This window comes from Arthrobacter sp. 10T44, assembly GCF_056393885.1.
Map to the genome: position 1 here is coordinate 151,644 of NZ_JBFTGT010000008.1, position 15,909 is coordinate 167,552.

Consider the following 15,909-nt stretch of genomic DNA (forward strand, 5'->3'; position numbering starts at 1 on the left):
TACCTCGGTCAGCCGGGAGGAGGTCATTATTGCTTCCAGCAGGCACATAGCCCCGCCGTAGGTGCGGATAGCGGCATTGGTGCCGAGCGCCCCGATGTGTGATTCTCGAAAGCTTTCCACGCCCTGGGCCTGAGTCCGTTGCTGATGGACAGGGCTGCAGCAGCGAAGGTGCGCTGACGATAAGGTAAAGAAATGACTCTGATTTCCCCGGCCGACCTGCAAGACGGCGGCCTTAACGCTCCACTCAAGAACATGGATGATCTCGAAGGATTCTCTCCGGATCCTTCGGCAGGAGCAGGCCGCTACCGGCACACCCTCGAGAACGGGGCGCACTTCGACGCGTTGCTCGTGAACAAGGGAGCCGATGTCCTTGTGGTGAGCTTTCACGGCGCCACCGACCGCGATAAGAATGCGCTCCCGCGCTTCGAACGGCTCCGTTCGTTCTTGGGCTACGACGTTTCCTCGATGTATTTCGCTGACCCCTCCCTGTGGTTGAACCACGAGAATTACTTCCAGCTGGCGTGGTTTACCGGATGGGATGGCTTCGACGCCCAGCGTGCGGCCGCGGACTGGGCGGTCACGGCCGCTAAATCGATCGGCGCTACTCGCATCTTATTCACGGGTTCATCCGGTGGCGGCTTCGTGGCGCTCCAGGTATCAGCCCTCGTCCCCCGATCGGTTGCTCTGCCGTTCAACCCGCAGACGAGTATCTACGGGTATCTCGCTAACGGGTACGCTTGGGGCGCCCAAAAAAACTACCGCAACGTGGTGTGGCCGGAATTGAGGGCCCCGTCGGTAGGCCCCGATGAAGACTGGACCATTGGCTTGGACGACCGGATGTCAGCCATTCGACGCTATTCCAAACCAACAGCCAACTACGTGCTGTACGCCACCAATACCCTGGAGTTTCACCATACTGACCATTACCTTCCGTTTATGGCCGCCGCGGCGGAGGGCGGCAACGCTGAGCGAGTTCATACATTCGCTTACGAGCACTCCGCCCAGCACACGCCCCCGCGCCCAGAGCACTTCCGAGCCGGATTCCTCGAGGCCATGGCGTTGGTGGAGAGCCTCCCCCCGGCTGTCTCGCTCACCCATTCCTGACATCGTAGGGCATCCCGACCCAGCAGAACGGGCTGCCACGGCCGCCGAATCACCAACCGGCCAAGCGATGTGACGAGCAGTAATAAGCTCTGATGGCAGTGGCCCCGCATGCGAGGCATTCCAGCAAAGCCGGACCATTCCTGTGGAAGTGACCAGTCGACCCGTCGCTGGCCGAGCCGTCACTACTTCGACGAGTTATTTCGCGTGGCTGGCACCATCGAGTCCGTAGTCGCTAGGTGCACTGAGCCGGGACGTTGTTGACATGTAGGGCTTGAAAACCGGGAGGACCTCCGGCTAGGTGGAGCTGTCTAGTTCACCACTTGGCGCTCGGAGATCCTCGTGTCCCACTTTAACGCCCGACTGACCGTTCATGGAATGCGCCTGATGGTTGACCGGGTGGCCGCAGGCCGCCCGGTCTACCATATCGCTGCGAAGCTGGGCAATTCCCGGCAGACGGCGTACCGGTGAGTCAGACGTTTCCGGGCCGAGGGGCCGGTCGGGCTGCGGGACTGGACGAGTTGGCAGAGGTCATCAGCGACCAAGACAATTCCCGAACGCGAACAAGCCGTGCTGAACGCCGGGCGCTCTATCCGGTTCGGGTCGCCACGGATCCCCGCGCCCACCGGCGTCTCGGCCCGGGCGGTGTTCCGGATCCTGCACCGGGACGGGCCCGCGGCTGGCGGACTGCGATCCGCTGACCGGCGCCCAGGTACGCGCGGCCGGGACAACAACCAACGGGTATGGGCGGGCCCGCCCCGGGGAACTGGTCCACCTGGACGTGAAGAAGCTCGGCTCCCGCAAGGAGGCGGCCGGCGGGCCCACGGCCGCTCGGGGCCGGTCCAGGGGCGCGGAATCGGCTACGACTACGTCCACGTCGCGGTCGATGACCATGCCCGCATAGGCTACGCCGAGGTCCTCCCCGACGAGAAGGGGGGCACCGCGGCCGGGTTCCACCCGCGCCGCAGCCCATTTCGCCAGCCACGGCAGCCACCGGATCGAACGCGTCATTACCGGCAATGCCTTCGCCTACCGCAACTCCGCCGCTCCGTGAGGCGGTCACGGACCTCGGAGCAGTCCAGCGCTTCATCGAACCCACTGCCCCTGGACCAGCGACGCGCTTGCGCCCTGGCTTCAGCACCACAATACTGATCGAATCCACACCGGCATCGGAACCACATTCATCAACAGGGTGTCACCAGCCTGTCGGCCCGATGCCCCCAGACCGGGAAAGCGTGTTCGCAGACCCTGGGCGCTTCCGAGGGTGTTCGTGGGACTCTTGGCTATCTGCCCGGTACCGAAGACAGCCCCATCCCGGTTATCCGGGCAGACGCTGTCGTTCCTTCCGCGGCGTTGATCAATTCGCAATCGGGGTCCATCAGGATGCGGGCGCGAAAACTCCTGCTGGAGGGGCTGGGCCTTCATGTACCTGTCGGGTATCTGGTTCAACCGCGAAAAACATCCGGTTCGGAGGAGCAATCAGCCGCCGCCCGTCGGTACTGTCTGAGTCATCGGCCGTGGCGCGATGGGAATAGGTCCTCGACCGCCGATCGCGGATATACCGTTCGCGATACTGGCGGAAAATCGAGACGGTGCCGGGGGTCAATAGATCACCGTCAAGCGTCTCCGCCACCGACTCCCCGTTTCGTGGCCCGCGTCCCTGCTAGTCGGTCTCCTGTGCCAGTCGCCGGTTCCGCAGCGCCAGGTAGGCGCCCACGGCGCCCAGTCCGAGGAGCGCCACGAGACCCAGGGCCACTGCCACGTCAGCCTTGATCATGTTCGACGGCGACACCGCAGCTGCGCTGGAGTACAGCGTTCCGGTGCCTGCCGCCAGCCGGGCGTTCCCGTCCGCGAGCTTGCCGGCGCCGGTGGACAGCTGGGTGGAGCCCGAGGCCAGCTTGGTGCTGCCCTCGGAGAGCTGCGAGGCTCCGCTGGCGAGGGCCGTGGAGCCCTTCAGCAGGCCGGGGTTGGCCGGATCCGCGGGGTCCCCGGCAATTCCGGTGTGCAGCGCCTGCGTGCCGTCCGCCAGCCGGGAGGTTCCATCAGTCATCCTGGCGGTGGCCTTGAGCAGGCCGGGGTGTTCGGGATCGCCCGGAACGCCGTCCATGCCGACCCGGATCTTGGCTGTGCCGGCGGCCAGCAGTTCGGTGCCCAGGACGACGCCGGGGCTGTTGGGATCGCGGCTGTTGAGTTTGCCGGCCAGGGTGGCGAATCCGGCCGTCAGCTTCCCGGTTCCGGCGTGGAGCTGGCCTGCTCCGGTGTTCAACTGGGCGCTCCCGGCCTCCAGCTGGCCGGCGCCGGACTGGAGCTGGCCCGCGCCGCCTTGGAGCTGGGACGCGCCGGCATCCAGCCGCTGGGCGCCGGCGAGGATCTTCGCAATCTTGTCCTTGACCACAGCCAGCGGCACGAGCCCCTGGACCGGGTCGTTGGCGGCCGCCTGCAGCAGCTCAAGCGCCTGGGCCAGCGCAGCGGTTCCGGTGCCGGCTTCAGGATTGTTGTTCGCTCCGCGGTAGCCCTTCAGCTGGTTGGTGCCGGCCTTCAGCTGGTCAGTCCCGGCTTTCAACTGAGTGGCGCCGGCAGCGAGGCGGCCGGTCCCGTCGGCCAGTTTGGCCGCCCCGGCGTCGAGCTGGGTGGCGCCGTCGGCGAGGTTGTTCGGCGCCGTGCCGGAAGCGGTGGGAGTCAGGGCGGCGGAGAGCTGCACCGCCCCGGCGGCAAGCTTCTGCGCGCCGTCGTCCACCTTGTAGACGCCGGGGGCCAGTTTGTTGTCGACGTCCGTCTGGATCTTGACGGCCCCGGTGGCGAGGCTTTGTGCTCCGGCCTGCAGCTTCTCCGCGCCGGGGGCGAGCTTGTCCGCGATCCCGGCCTGGATCTTCGCGGCGCCGTCCGAGAGTTTGCCGGCGCCAACGTCGGCCTGTCCGGCGCCGGTGGCAAGTTTGCCTGCGCCATCCTTCAACTGCTGTGCCCCGGCAGAGGCCAGTCCGGCCCCGTCATTGAGCCTCGCGGATCCGTCCGTGATGCGTCCGGTTACCAGGGTGTAGAACCCCAGTAGCGCGATCAGCAGGAGGGCCAGGATGGCGATGGCGATCTGTTGCGCCCGGGTGCGGGTTGGGACGGTAGCGGCACGACTCTGTGACACGGGTTGTTCCTCTCGACGATCTCGCCGGCAACGGCTCTGCTGCCGGCCCACCGCAACTGTGATGCAGCTAACATCCAAAATTGGCCGTTATTCTGCCCGCAATTGAGTGGGGGAGGGGTTTGTTACTCGGTGGTAACTTACCGAGCGTAAACTTGGCGGAGCCGGATTGGCAAGGGTTTTTGCGGATGAATCCCAAAAAGCGACGCTTGGAAGGGTCGGGAGGGGGTGCTGGCGGCGGTGCGGGCCGAGGCGGCGCCACCGATTTGTGCAAGGGAAAACTCTCGGGTAAAGTAATTACTCGTGCTGAGGCGCTGGGAGCGCGGGTTTTGACCTGCGGAACCGGCCCGAAAGTTCCATTGGGATATGGTGTAATTGGCAACACTACGGTTTCTGGTACCGTCATTCTAGGTTCGAGTCCTGGTATCCCAGCTCTGAATAATCCGCGGGTTTCCGCGGTGAATCAGGGGTTCCGAAGCGGCCTGGCCGATTTGGAACACTCGCCGAGTTTATGAAATACTGACTTGGCTTGAATGGCAGAGATGCTGTTTGGAAGTACCTGGCCCCATCGTATAGCGGCCTAGTACGCTGCCCTCTCACGGCGGTAACGCGGGTTCGAATCCCGCTGGGGTCACCATCGAAACGGTCCCGGGCATCAGCCCGGGACCGTTTTCCGTTGCCGCGACCAACCTCCTGGACGCCGGCGGCCCCGCCCCGCCCGGCCCAACTGGCATGATGATGCAGTGAGCTCCAACGAAAGCACCGGCCTCCCCGGACCGCAGACCCCCGCCGCAAGCCAGGGCGCCGCCGTCGAGTTGCTTGAGGCTGTGCGGCGGGAACTGTCCACGGTGTCGTTGCCCCTGGCGTTGCCCGGGGCCGATACCGCGCGGCTCGACATCCGCCAGGTCCTGGCCCAGCTGGATGACTACATCCTGCCCCGCTACCGCAGCCTGGATGCGCCGTTGCTCGCCGTCGTCGGCGGTTCAACCGGCGCGGGCAAGTCCACGCTGGTTAACGGCCTGGTGGGCCACCCGGTGACCCGGGCAGGGGCGATCCGCCCGACCACCCGCCAGCCCATTTTGTTGCACCACCCCGGCGACGCCGAATGGTTCGAGGACCAGCGCGTGCTGCCGAGCCTGAGCCGAATCCGCGGAACGGTGGTCGCCGCGCCGCTGCCCGCACATCAGGCGGGCCCCACCCCGGACGCCGCCGCCATCACCTCCCTGGTGCTCGCCGCGGACCCGGCCGTCCCGCAAGGCATCGCTCTGCTGGATGCCCCAGACGTCGACTCCATCTCGGATGACAACCGCCGGCTCGCCGGCCAGCTCCTCGCGGCCGCCGACCTGTGGGTGTTCGTCACCACTGCCAACCGCTACGCCGACGCCGTCCCTTGGCGCCTGCTGCTGGACGCCGCCTCTCGCGACATCATGGTGGCCATCGTGCTTGACCGCGTGCCGGCGGCGGCAGAGGAGGAGGTCAGCGCGGATCTCCAGGCCATGCTCAGCCGCGAAGGCCTGGGTTCCGCGCGGCTCTTCGTGGTGCCCGAGGTGGCGCTGGACGCCATGGGGATGCTGCCCGTCGACGCCGTCGCGCCGCTGCGCAGCTGGCTCCAGGAACTTGCCGCCGACGCGGCCGGCCGCGCGGCGATTGCCCGCCGGACGCTCAACGGCACGGTCAAGGCGCTGGGCGGCCGGGTCGAGGCCGTCGCGGACGCTGTGGCAGCCCAGCACCGCGCTGCCGGGCTGCTGGCCACGGACGCCAGCAGCGCGTACGAGGACGCCGTCGGCCGGATCCTCGACGCAACCCGCGACGGCGCCCTGCTGCGCGGTGAAGTCCTTGCCCGCTGGCAGGACTTTGTGGGCACCGGCGAGTTCTTCCGCGTCATGGAGCAGAACATAGGCCGGCTGCGGGACCGGATGGGCGCCTTCTTCCGGGGCGAACCCACCCCGGCCGTGCGGGTGGAAACTGCGATCGAAACAGGCCTGCAGGCTGTCATCCTTGACGAGGCCGCCAACGCCGCCGAAGACGCCGACCAGCGCTGGCGCTCCGACCCGGCCGGCCGCCAACTTCTGGGCACAGATGACCTCTCCGGCACCAGCGAGGGCTTCGCCCACGCCGTGGCCGCCGAGATCCGGGCGTGGCAGGGCAGCCTGATGGAGCTGATCCGGACCGAAGGCCAAGGCAAACGGAGCCAGGCACGCTGGCTCTCCTTTGGCATCAACGGTCTCGGCGCGGCACTGATGATCGTGGTCTTCTCGATGACCGCGGGCCTGACCGGCCTGGAGATCGGTGTGGCCGGCGGAACCGCCGTCGTGGGCCAGCGCGTGCTCGAAGCCGTCTTCGGCGAGGATGCCGTACGCCGGCTGGCCAAGACGGCGCGCGAGGACCTGCAGGTGCGCTGCCGGCGGCTGTTGCAGGCAGAGCAGCAGCGCTTCCTGGCACGGCTGGAGGTGCCCGACGGAGTGCCTCCGGCGACTCTCGCGGAGCAGGCCGCTGCGCTCGGCCGGCTGGCGGCCTCGGCATGAACCGCCACACCGCCGCCAAGCAGGCCTCGCAGCTGCACCGCCGGCTGGAAGCCCTCAATGAGGCCCGGGAACTCGCCGCGGGCGCCCTGCCCGAGGAGACGCTGAACGAGGTGCTCGGGGTCCTGGAACGGGCGAGTTCCCGCCGCTCGCTCTCGGCTGACCACACCGTGGTGGGCTTCTTCGGCGCGACCGGCAGCGGCAAATCATCGCTCTTCAACGCTGTCAGCGGCGAAGAAATCGCGACCGCAGCGGCACGGCGCCCCACCACCTCCGAGCCGCTGGCAGGCATCTGGGGTGCCGAGGGCAGCGACGGACTGCTCGACTGGCTCGACGTCCGGACCCGGCACCACGCCGCGGCGGTCCCCGGATTCGCCGACGAGACCACCGGGCTGATTCTGCTGGACCTGCCGGACTTCGACTCGACCCGGGCCGAAAACCGGGAGATCGTGCAGCGCATGGTGGGCCTCGTGGACGTCCTGGTGTGGGTGCTGGATCCGCAAAAGTACGCCGACGCCGCGGTGCACAATGAATTCCTGGCCCCGCTCGCCTCGCACGCCGCCGTCACCCTCGTAGTGCTCAACCAGGTGGACCGCCTGCCCGAACATGAGGTCCGGCCGGTGCTGGAATCCCTGAAGGGCATCCTGGCGCGGGACGGCCTGGGCAAAGTCCAGGTGCTGGGCGCCTCGGCCGTTGTCGGCACCGGCGTGGACAAGGTCCGGGCCGCCATCCGCCAGGTGGTCATGCAGCGGCTGGCGCTCTCGCAACGGCTCGCCGCGGATGTCGACCGGGCCTCGGCGAGGCTTGCCGAGGCCTCCGGTGCGGGCGAGGCTGCGGGCGTCAGGGGGTCCACCCGGGAGCGGCTGGCCGGGGAGTTGGCCGTCGCCGCAAACGTGCCGCTGGTGGTCGACGCCGTGGCACGGTCCTACCGGCAGGAAGCCACGCGCCGCACCGGTTGGCCGGTGACGCGCTGGCTGGTCCGGTTCCGGCCCGATCCGCTGCGGCGGCTGAACCTGCGACGGACCCAGGCGCGCCCGGAGCTGAACCGTACCTCGCTGCCGCCGGCCGGGGCCCCGGAGCGGGCCCGCACCGACGCCGCCGTGCGGGAGTTTGCCGACGCCGCGTCCGACGGCGCGCCGGGGCCCTGGCGCGCGGTCATCCGCGGCGCCGCCCGCGAGGGCAGGGAGCAGCTCCCGGACGCTCTGGACCAGGCGATCGCCGGCACTGATCTTAAAGCCGGGCGCACTTCCTGGTGGTGGACCGCCTTCAACGTGGTCCAGTGGCTGGGGCTGCTCGTCGCGCTCGGCGGCCTGGGCTGGCTGGGGGTGCTGGCCGCGCTGGGCTACTTCCAGCTGCCCGTGCCGGAGATTCCGCGAATCGAGGGCTGGCCCGTCCCCACCATCATGGTGGCCGGGGGAGTTCTGCTGGGCATCGTGCTGGCCCTCGCGGCGAAATTCATTGCCGGCTCCGCGGCGCGCGCCCGTGCGGCGGCCGCCAGGAAGCGGCTCCAGACCGCGGTCGCCGCCGTCGCGGAGGAACTGGTGGTGGATCCGGTGGAACTGGAGATCAGCAGGCTCAAGTCCTTCAACGCCGCCTTGAAGTCCGCGGCAGCTCCGCACTAGGAAAAACCGTTGAAATGCTTGCATAAAGCAGCAGATTTCCAGCGGTTGCGCTGCGGTAGCCGATGATAGGTTTTGATGTCATGACCGGGTGCTTATCAGCGATCGGCCAAGGTAGATGGCCGATCCAATCCTGGCTTGTTAGCTCCCCAGGCGAGATGCCAGTGCGGCGCGCCTTCAGCGAAATGTAGGTTCCATCAGTGACAGACCAACCCAGAATCGTTCCCCGGAGAAGCGTCCTGTCGTGGGCCGTCGCGGTCGGGGCGGGAGCAGCGTTGTCCGCCAACGGCACTCAGAGCGCCACAGCTGCCGGTCTGCCGACAAATTCACTGGACGCCCTCAGCAGCACCGAGGTCCCGCTGACTCTGGTCGGAACCGAGCCTTCAGCTGTGCTTCGCCGCTACAGCAACGTCTTCAAAAGCATCCCTGACCCCAGCGCGACCTTTTACCGGACGTCCGGAGGCGCGTTGAAAATGGCAGCCGGCTGCCAGGGGCTGACTGACCAGGTGCAAGTCTTCGACGTGTCGACCGCGAAGAAGGAATTGTCGGCCACGCCGTTTACGGCCGGGGGAGGTGGTGCGAGAAATGTCGTCTATGAGCCGCTCACCAAGTCAGTCCTCGCTTACGGCGCCACTGTAAAGAGAATCGACTCCGCCGGGACAGTCACAGATGCTTATAAGGCTGCTCCTGGGGCGACGGACGTCTCCTTCAGCCGCGCGGTTGACTCCAGAGGGAGGATTTGGAACGGCAATTACCCGACCGGGAACGCGACCCGCTACGACCCGTCCACGGGCGTCACGATCCATTCCCCCCAGATCCATGCCGGTGCGCAGTACGTCCGAAGTCTGACCATCGACAGCAGCGACAACGTCTACGCTGGGTCCGGCGTTGAAGGCCCCAGAATTGTGACCTGGCACACTGATACGCCTTCAAAATTGCGTGAAATTTCCCTTCCCGGCGCAGCGGCCAAAGGGTTTGTTAACAGCATCGAGGCACACTCGGGTTTCCTTTTTGTCTACTTCGACGGCGCCGACGGAAAGACCGCTTTCAAGGTCTTGGACCTTGAGACCGGCCAGTGGATAACGCCGCCTTGGGACTGGGCTCCGGCCGGCCGAGTCTCCTCAGCTCTGGGCGGCACCGGCGATATCTATGCAGTCTGGAATACGTTGGGAAGCCACAAACTGATGCGCATCGCCCCGGGCACACTGGCCGCGGAATTCGTGTGTCTGGTTCCTGGTACGCCGTGCGCCCTGAGCGTGGAGAGTGCAAGCGGCGAAACCCGTGTCAACATGCTCTGCGGGGAGGGGCAGATCTACGAATTCGTCAGTGTCTCTACAGCCGGAAAAAGTGTGGCTCAGTCAGCCAAAATAGTCTTTGCTGAATCGCCCTATAAAGTCCAGGCCCTAATGGGCGAGACCGCCGGCTACACCATGTACCTAGGCGCCTACATGGGGGACGGCATCGGATCGGTTGACCTAGTTTCCCGGGACATCTGGCGTTCCGCGACTGACACCGGTATCGCGCAGATAGAAGGAATGTTCCAGTACGACGCAAGCACCATTTATGTGGGTTCGTATGCTGGCGGTCGCCTGTTTAGATTCAATCCAACGACGAAGAGTGTAACGAGGCTTATAGAACTTCGAGATAAGTATCTTCAGTCCAGAGCGTTTGCCTGGGCAGCCGCCGGGGGCAGGGTCGTTGCCGGCACCGTCGCGGAGTACGGGCACAACACTGGAGCGCTGGTTATTCTCAACCCCGCGAACGACGCAGACATAAAGGTAATCAGCGGTCCCGTACCCGGCCAATCCGTCCTGGGCCTAGTAGGAGACGGTGACGTCGTTTACGGCACCACTGGCATAAAAGGCGGATATGGCTCGGTGGACGACACCAAGTCCGCGCATGTGTTCGCGTGGAATGTTAGTACCGGCCGGCTTCTCTGGAAGCGCGAGTTGCTCGGCGAAGTGGAAATTAATAGTCCCAGGATGATTCGCGGACGTCTATACGTGAGCACGAACAACGGCGTCATTAGGATTAACCCGAACAGTGGAAGTCCGGTATTCACCTACCGATTACTTAACCGAAGTGCCGCTCCGGGATACAGGACGAGTAGCATCTCCTACCTTCCGAAGGCCAACTCCATCCTGCACCTCGCTGGGGGCACCGTTACGTTGTTGGATACAGAGTCTCGGACACGAAAAGAGATACTCCGCGGCAACTATACCGACATGGTCGTTACCAGCAGGGGCCGGCTGTACTTCGCCGAGAACGGCACAAACATCGTTGACGTTGACACAGTTCAGAAGCCGACCATCCGATCAAAGGCCGACCTAGTGACTGTCGGGACAAACGGTTGGCTCTACGTGGCACGGTCTCTTGGCGATGGCAAATTTGCCACGCCGATTCGGGCTGACTCGGGCTTCGCGACCTACGTGAAGTCCTGCCACGTGGTGGATTGGAACGGAGACGGTCTCTTAGATGTGCTCACCAGCCATGGTGACGGGACACTGCAACTGCACCGGGGATTGTCAAAAGGTGGTTTTTCTGCGCCAGTGACGATTGGGGCGAGTGGCTGGAACAACCGGAAACTCGCTGTCGGCATCTGGGGCAGTGGACTCGCGGTCCTTTCAGCGGAGAGATACGGCGGACAACTTTCGGCATGGAATGTGCTGCCATCGGGCGCGCTGAGCGAACCGATGCCAATCGGCTCTGGCTGGGCAAACAAGCAGATGGTGTTGGTCGTCCCATCAGGGTCCACCTCGTCCGCGTTGCTCGTTAACAACACTGGATCCCTCTATCTCTACGCGAGGACGGGAAATGGGACGGTTTCGACCGCACCGGTGCGGCTCACTGCAGGGGGGTATGAAGCCATGACTGCATTCTCGACAGTCGTTGAGCACAGATCAGCAAAAAACGGGATCGTGGGTATCGACGCAACAGGCACCGTCCGATACTCGGACGTGATGACTAGTTCCGTTGGTGCGCCGGTCAACTACCCATTCTTGATGCAGAGTTACAAGTTCGCCAGCAGCTAGTCTTTGTGGCCTGTCCCCGTTACAACTCCGAGGCTGCATCGCGGACCTTGACCAGGGTCCGCAGGTTGCGCGTGGTGGTGCTGGCTTTGTACTTGGCCTTGGCGGAGAGCTTGCTGAAGGGGCTGTCGAGGGTGCCGCTGGCGGGAGCCAGCCATGCCACGGCCTCGGGCCCCAGCCGCGTCAGCTCCACCCCTTCAAGGGCGCTGCCGGCGTCGTAGAGTTCGGAAAGTCTCCCCGCATCCGAGGAGAGGGTGACGTAGCTGTGCGTGGCGGTGTCGTCCGCCGGGTAGGGGCAGGCGTCGACGAGTTCGGCAACCCGGGAGGCTTCCAGCACCACCACCCAGGCGTCGTAGCCGAAAGTCTCCCGGAGGCAGGCCTCGAACTCGGCTTTCACGCCGGCCGCCGGAAGCTCACTCGCCAGCACCACGTTGCCGCTGGCCAAAAGCGTTTTCACGGCCGAAAAAGGACGTGACTTGAGGGCCTCTTTGAGCTCGGCCATCTTGATATTGATTCCGCCCACGTTGACGCCGCGGAGGAAGACCGCATAGCTGTTCATGGCCACAGCCTAACTGCGATGTCCAGCGTTCCCCCGCGCAGGGGGCGTTAGTCGTTGGTCTTGCGCAGCGCCTCGGTCAGGACCCGGGCGGCGTTGCAGACCACCTCGGCGTGCAGGCGGCCGGGCTGGCGGGTCAGGCGTTCGATCGGGCCGGAAATAGAGACGGCGGCGATCACGCGTCCGGACGGGCCCCGGACCGGCGCCGAAACGGAGGCGACCCCCGGCTCGCGTTCGCCGAGGCTCTGTGCCCAGCCCCGGCGTCGTACTCCGGCCAGGACGGTGGGCGTGAAGCGGGCGGCCTGGAGGCCTTCGAGCAGGCGGTCGTGGTCTTCCCAGGCCAGCAGTACCTGGGCGGCGGAGCCTGCCTTCATGGAGAGCTGGGTGCCGACCGGGATAGTGTCCCTGAGGCCGATGGGCCGCTCGGCGGAGGCGACGCAGACGCGCCAGTCGCCCTGGCGGCGGAAGATCTGGGCGCTCTCGCCGGTGGCGTCGCGCAGCTGCATCAGCACCGGACCGGCGGAAGCGATCAGCCGGTCTTCGCCTGCTGCGGAGGCGAGTTCGACCAGCCGGCTGCCGAGCACGAAGCGGCCCTGGATGTCGCGGCTCACCAGGCGGTGGTGGACGAGCGCCAGCGCGAGGCGGTGCACCGTAGGCCGCGCGAGCCCGGTGGCCGCAACGAGCTGCGCCAGGGTGGTGGGGCCGGCCTCGAGCGCGTCGAGTACATGGGCCGCTTTATCGATGACGCCGACGCCACTAGAATTGTCCATGTAATGATATTGCCGTCTCAATATCTGAGATGCAAATCATTGCGCTGGCATATTTGACGGCAGTGCTGATTCAGTGGAGATCAACAACCAGCCGGAACGGGACCGTCGCGAAGCGACAGAGACAGTCACGCGGCAAAACAGCAGTGAAGGGAGCAGGCCGTGGCAAAGACATTGGCCGAGAAAGTCTGGGACGCACACGTGGTGCGCAAGGGGGACGGCGAAGGCGCCAACGCCCAGCCGGATCTCCTCTTCATTGACCTCCACCTCGTGCATGAGGTGACGTCCCCGCAGGCTTTCGAGGGCCTGCGGCTCGCCGGCCGCAAGCTGCGCCGGCCGGACCTCACCATCGCCACCGAGGACCACAACACTCCCACGCTGGCCATCGACAAGCCAATCGCGGACCTCACCAGCCGGACCCAAATCGAGACCCTGCGGAACAACTGCAAGGAGTTCGGCGTCCGCCTGCACTCCCTGGGTGACGCCGAGCAGGGGATCGTGCACGTGGTCGGCCCGCAGCTGGGCCTCACCCAGCCCGGCATGACCGTGGTCTGCGGCGACTCGCACACGTCAACCCATGGGGCTTTCGGGGCGCTCGCCATGGGCATCGGCACCTCCGAGGTGGAGCACGTCATGGCCACCCAGACGCTCTCGCTCAAGCCCTTCAAGACCATGGCAATTAACGTTGAGGGCACGCTGCGCCCCGGCGTGAGCGCCAAGGACATCATCCTGGCCGTCATCGCCAAGATCGGCACCGGCGGCGGGCAGGGCTACGTACTGGAATACCGTGGTTCCGCGATCCGGGCATTGTCGATGGAAGCCCGGATGACCATCTGCAACATGTCCATCGAGGCCGGCGCCCGCGCCGGACTGGTCGCCCCGGACCAGACCACCTACGACTACATGCACGGCCGCCCGCACGCGCCCCAGGGCGCGGACTGGGACGCCGCCGTCGAATACTGGAACACGCTGCGCACCGACGACGACGCGACGTTCGACGCCGAGGTGGACCTCGACGCCGACACGCTGGAACCGTTCGTGACGTGGGGGACCAACCCGGGCCAGGGTGTGTCCCTGTCCGCCAAGGTGCCCTCGCCCGCTGACTTCGGCGACGAGAACGCCAAGGCCGCCGCGGAACGCGCGCTGCAGTACATGGGCCTTGAAGCCGGCACGCCAATGAAGGACATCCGGGTCGACACCGTATTCCTGGGCTCCTGCACCAACTCCCGGATGGAGGACCTCCGGGCCGCGGCGGACATCATCCGCGGCCGAACCAAGGACCCGGACATCCGGATGCTGGTGGTGCCCGGTTCCGCCCGCGTCCGGCTCGAGGCAGAGGCCGAGGGACTGGACAAGGTCTTCACCGACTTCGGTGCAGAGTGGCGCTTTGCCGGCTGCTCAATGTGCCTGGGCATGAACCCGGACCAGCTGGAGGTGGGGGAGCGTTGCGCCTCTACATCCAACCGCAACTTCGAAGGACGCCAGGGCAAGGGCGGACGCACCCACCTCGTCTCGCCCGTCGTGGCAGCGGCGACGGCCGTCCGCGGCACGCTGAGCTCGCCGTCGGACCTGGACCCTGTGTCCGAATCCGCTGGCCGCCGTTCCGCTTCGGTGTAGCGCCCACCCCGACTGCACCGATCCACACAGCCACGAAGGATCCGCCATGGAAAAGTTCACCACCCACACCGGAATCGGTGTCCCGCTGCGCCAGAGCAACGTCGACACCGACCAGATCATCCCCGCCGTCTACCTCAAGCGCATCACCCGGACAGGGTTCGAGGACGCACTGTTCTCGGCCTGGCGCAAGGACCCGGCGTTCATCCTGAACCAGGAACCGTTCAGCGCCGGCTCCGTGCTGGTCGCCGGACCGGACTTCGGCACGGGCTCCTCACGCGAGCACGCCGTCTGGGCGCTGAAGGACTACGGCTTCAAGGCCGTGCTGTCCTCCCGCTTCGCGGACATCTTCCGCGGCAACTCGGGCAAGCAGGGATTACTGGCCGCCGAACTGGCGCAGGACGACATCGAACTGATCTGGAAAGTGCTGGAAAACGCTCCCGGCACCGAGGTCAGGGTTGACCTGGTCTCCAAAACGGTCGAATGCGGCAACGTGGTCGCGCCGTTCGAAATCGACGACTACACCCGGTGGCGCCTGCTTGAGGGGCTCGACGACATCGGCCTGACCCTCCAGCACGAGGAAGACATCACCGCTTACGAGGCCACGAGGCCGTCGTTCAATCCCACGACGCTGCCAGCCAAGCTGTCCTAGGGGCGGTTGCTGCAGTTATACGAGTGCCGCCGTCGGGTTGTGAGACCCGACGGCGGCACTTTTGCGTTGCTGTAAGCGGCCCAGGGCTCACTCACGATTCCTCAGTCTTCGACGTCTTGGACTGTTCTGGACAGCAGGCAGAACTCGTTGCCCTCGGGATCAGCCAGTACCACCCAGCTCACGTCCGGGCCCTGGCCCACGTCCGTGCGCCGCGCCCCGAGGGCGAGCAGGCGTTCCAGCTCCTCAGCGGTGGATACACCGTCAGCCCGCAGGTCGAAGTGCAGCCGGTTCTTGACCGTCTTGCTCTCGGGCACTGCGATCACATCGATGGAAGGCCGGGACTTGTCCCGGGGCGCGATGCTGATGATGTCGCTATCGTCTTCGACAACATGCCAGTCGAGGACGGCGCACCAGAAGTCGGCCACCACCTTTGGCCGGACGGCGTCGATTGCAATGGTGGCTAGTTGGCTTGGCATGGCCCCACGATAGCCCAGCACCCCCTGCCGTGGACAAGGGGGCCTTCGACCAACCACGGACGCAAATGACCAGACAACGCCGTGGCCGGGCGGCGAGGTTAGGCAGCCGGTCGCGTCGCAAGGCGGACGACCATGATGGCCTTGGCCCGGTGCTTGAGCTTTCCGTTCTGGAGCGGAGGCTTTGGAAGGTCGTTGGTTTCCCTGCCCTCTCCGGAGCGCGGTTGCGGCCGGCAGGTTGCGCCGGTTCCCGGCAGCGGCGGGGCGGTGGAGTGGTAGCTGTGGCCGGTGGGGGTGGTGAGTTGGAGGGTGTGCCGGGGTCCGGGGCGGGGTTGTGCGTTCCAGCCGGGGGTTTCTTTGGTGTGGTTGCAGGCTTCGCAGAGCCCGGCGCCGTTGGCTGCTGTGGTTGCGCCGCCGGTGTGCCAGGGGATGATGTGGTCCAG

Annotated in this window: 11 protein-coding genes, 2 tRNA genes and 1 pseudogene; 9 read left to right on the top strand and 5 right to left on the bottom strand. The window is 65.9% G+C overall.

Features of this window, described 5'->3' with window-relative positions; genetic code table 11:
- Window positions 1–192 precede the first annotated feature (192 nt).
- Together AC1DBL_RS14045 and AC1DBL_RS14050 are read left to right on the top strand one after the other, a co-directional pair.
- Window positions 193–1,104, top strand: a complete 912-nt coding sequence (locus AC1DBL_RS14045) for a hypothetical protein (RefSeq protein ID WP_476926344.1) — start codon at window positions 193–195, stop codon at window positions 1,102–1,104.
- 339 nt (window positions 1,105–1,443) lie between these two features.
- A pseudogene (locus tag AC1DBL_RS14050) lies at window positions 1,444–2,308 on the top strand (helix-turn-helix domain-containing protein); the annotation flags it as partial.
- 456 nt (window positions 2,309–2,764) lie between these two features.
- Here the strand turns inward: AC1DBL_RS14050 and AC1DBL_RS14055 are convergent.
- Window positions 2,765–4,237: a hypothetical protein gene (locus AC1DBL_RS14055; protein ID WP_476926345.1), complete on the bottom strand. Its 1,473-nt coding sequence runs from the start codon at window positions 4,235–4,237 to the stop codon at window positions 2,765–2,767.
- A 357-nt stretch (window positions 4,238–4,594) separates the two neighbouring features.
- On the opposite strand from AC1DBL_RS14055, the gene AC1DBL_RS14060 reads away from it, so the two are divergent.
- The 5 genes from AC1DBL_RS14060 to AC1DBL_RS14080 all read left to right on the top strand — a co-directional run bounded on the left by AC1DBL_RS14060 (window position 4,595) and on the right by AC1DBL_RS14080 (window position 11,407).
- Window positions 4,595–4,666 (top strand) — tRNA-Gln (locus AC1DBL_RS14060).
- A gap of 129 nt (window positions 4,667–4,795) precedes the next feature.
- Window positions 4,796–4,871 (top strand) — tRNA-Glu (locus AC1DBL_RS14065).
- Window positions 4,872–4,977: 106 nt separating this feature from the next.
- Window positions 4,978–6,759 carry a dynamin family protein gene (locus AC1DBL_RS14070; protein ID WP_476926346.1) on the top strand — a complete coding sequence of 594 codons (1,782 nt, stop codon included), beginning with the start codon at window positions 4,978–4,980 and terminating at the stop codon, window positions 6,757–6,759.
- Window positions 6,756–8,378 carry a GTPase gene (locus AC1DBL_RS14075; RefSeq protein ID WP_476926347.1) on the top strand — a complete coding sequence of 541 codons (1,623 nt, stop codon included), beginning with the start codon at window positions 6,756–6,758 and terminating at the stop codon, window positions 8,376–8,378. Before AC1DBL_RS14070 ends, AC1DBL_RS14075 begins: the two co-directional genes overlap by 4 nt.
- Before the next feature lie 197 nt (window positions 8,379–8,575).
- Window positions 8,576–11,407: an FG-GAP-like repeat-containing protein gene (locus AC1DBL_RS14080; protein ID WP_476926348.1), complete on the top strand. Its 2,832-nt coding sequence runs from the start codon at window positions 8,576–8,578 to the stop codon at window positions 11,405–11,407.
- A 19-nt stretch (window positions 11,408–11,426) separates the two neighbouring features.
- On the opposite strand, the gene AC1DBL_RS14085 is transcribed toward AC1DBL_RS14080, so the two are convergent.
- Together AC1DBL_RS14085 and AC1DBL_RS14090 are read right to left on the bottom strand one after the other, a co-directional pair.
- Window positions 11,427–11,963 carry a DUF1697 domain-containing protein gene (locus tag AC1DBL_RS14085; RefSeq protein WP_476926349.1) on the bottom strand — a complete coding sequence of 179 codons (537 nt, stop codon included), beginning with the start codon at window positions 11,961–11,963 and terminating at the stop codon, window positions 11,427–11,429.
- A gap of 47 nt (window positions 11,964–12,010) precedes the next feature.
- Window positions 12,011–12,730: an IclR family transcriptional regulator gene (locus AC1DBL_RS14090; RefSeq protein ID WP_175322958.1), complete on the bottom strand. Its 720-nt coding sequence runs from the start codon at window positions 12,728–12,730 to the stop codon at window positions 12,011–12,013.
- 159 nt (window positions 12,731–12,889) lie between these two features.
- Between AC1DBL_RS14090 and leuC the strand changes: the two genes are divergently transcribed.
- A complete protein-coding gene (leuC, locus tag AC1DBL_RS14095) occupies window positions 12,890–14,344 on the top strand; it encodes a 3-isopropylmalate dehydratase large subunit (RefSeq protein ID WP_476926350.1) in 1,455 nt (484 codons plus the stop codon).
- 46 nt (window positions 14,345–14,390) lie between these two features.
- Window positions 14,391–14,993, top strand: coding sequence for a 3-isopropylmalate dehydratase small subunit (gene leuD / locus AC1DBL_RS14100; RefSeq protein WP_476926351.1), 603 nt, complete (start codon window positions 14,391–14,393; stop codon window positions 14,991–14,993).
- Window positions 14,994–15,094: 101 nt separating this feature from the next.
- Here the strand turns inward: leuD and AC1DBL_RS14105 are convergent, their stop codons facing one another.
- Together AC1DBL_RS14105 and AC1DBL_RS14110 are read right to left on the bottom strand one after the other, a co-directional pair.
- A complete protein-coding gene (locus AC1DBL_RS14105; protein WP_476917214.1) occupies window positions 15,095–15,469 on the bottom strand; it encodes a VOC family protein in 375 nt (124 codons plus the stop codon).
- Between the two features lie 98 nt (window positions 15,470–15,567).
- Window positions 15,568–15,909, bottom strand: a 342-nt coding sequence (locus AC1DBL_RS14110; protein ID WP_476926352.1) for an HNH endonuclease, incomplete at its 5' end; no start/stop codon positions are given.

Bases quoted from the DNA above. Each gene is read 5' to 3' on its own strand.
- AC1DBL_RS14045 (WP_476926344.1), top strand. From the start codon at position 193: ATGACTCTGATTTCCCCGGCCGACCTGCAAGACGGCGGCCTTAACGCT.
- AC1DBL_RS14075 (WP_476926347.1), top strand. From the start codon at position 6,756: ATGAACCGCCACACCGCCGCCAAGCAGGCCTCGCAGCTGCACCGCCGG.
- AC1DBL_RS14085 (WP_476926349.1), bottom strand. From the start codon at position 11,963: ATGAACAGCTATGCGGTCTTCCTCCGCGGCGTCAACGTGGGCGGAATC.
- AC1DBL_RS14090 (WP_175322958.1), bottom strand. From the start codon at position 12,730: ATGGACAATTCTAGTGGCGTCGGCGTCATCGATAAAGCGGCCCATGTA.
- leuD (WP_476926351.1), top strand. From the start codon at position 14,391: ATGGAAAAGTTCACCACCCACACCGGAATCGGTGTCCCGCTGCGCCAG.
- AC1DBL_RS14105 (WP_476917214.1), bottom strand. From the start codon at position 15,469: ATGCCAAGCCAACTAGCCACCATTGCAATCGACGCCGTCCGGCCAAAG.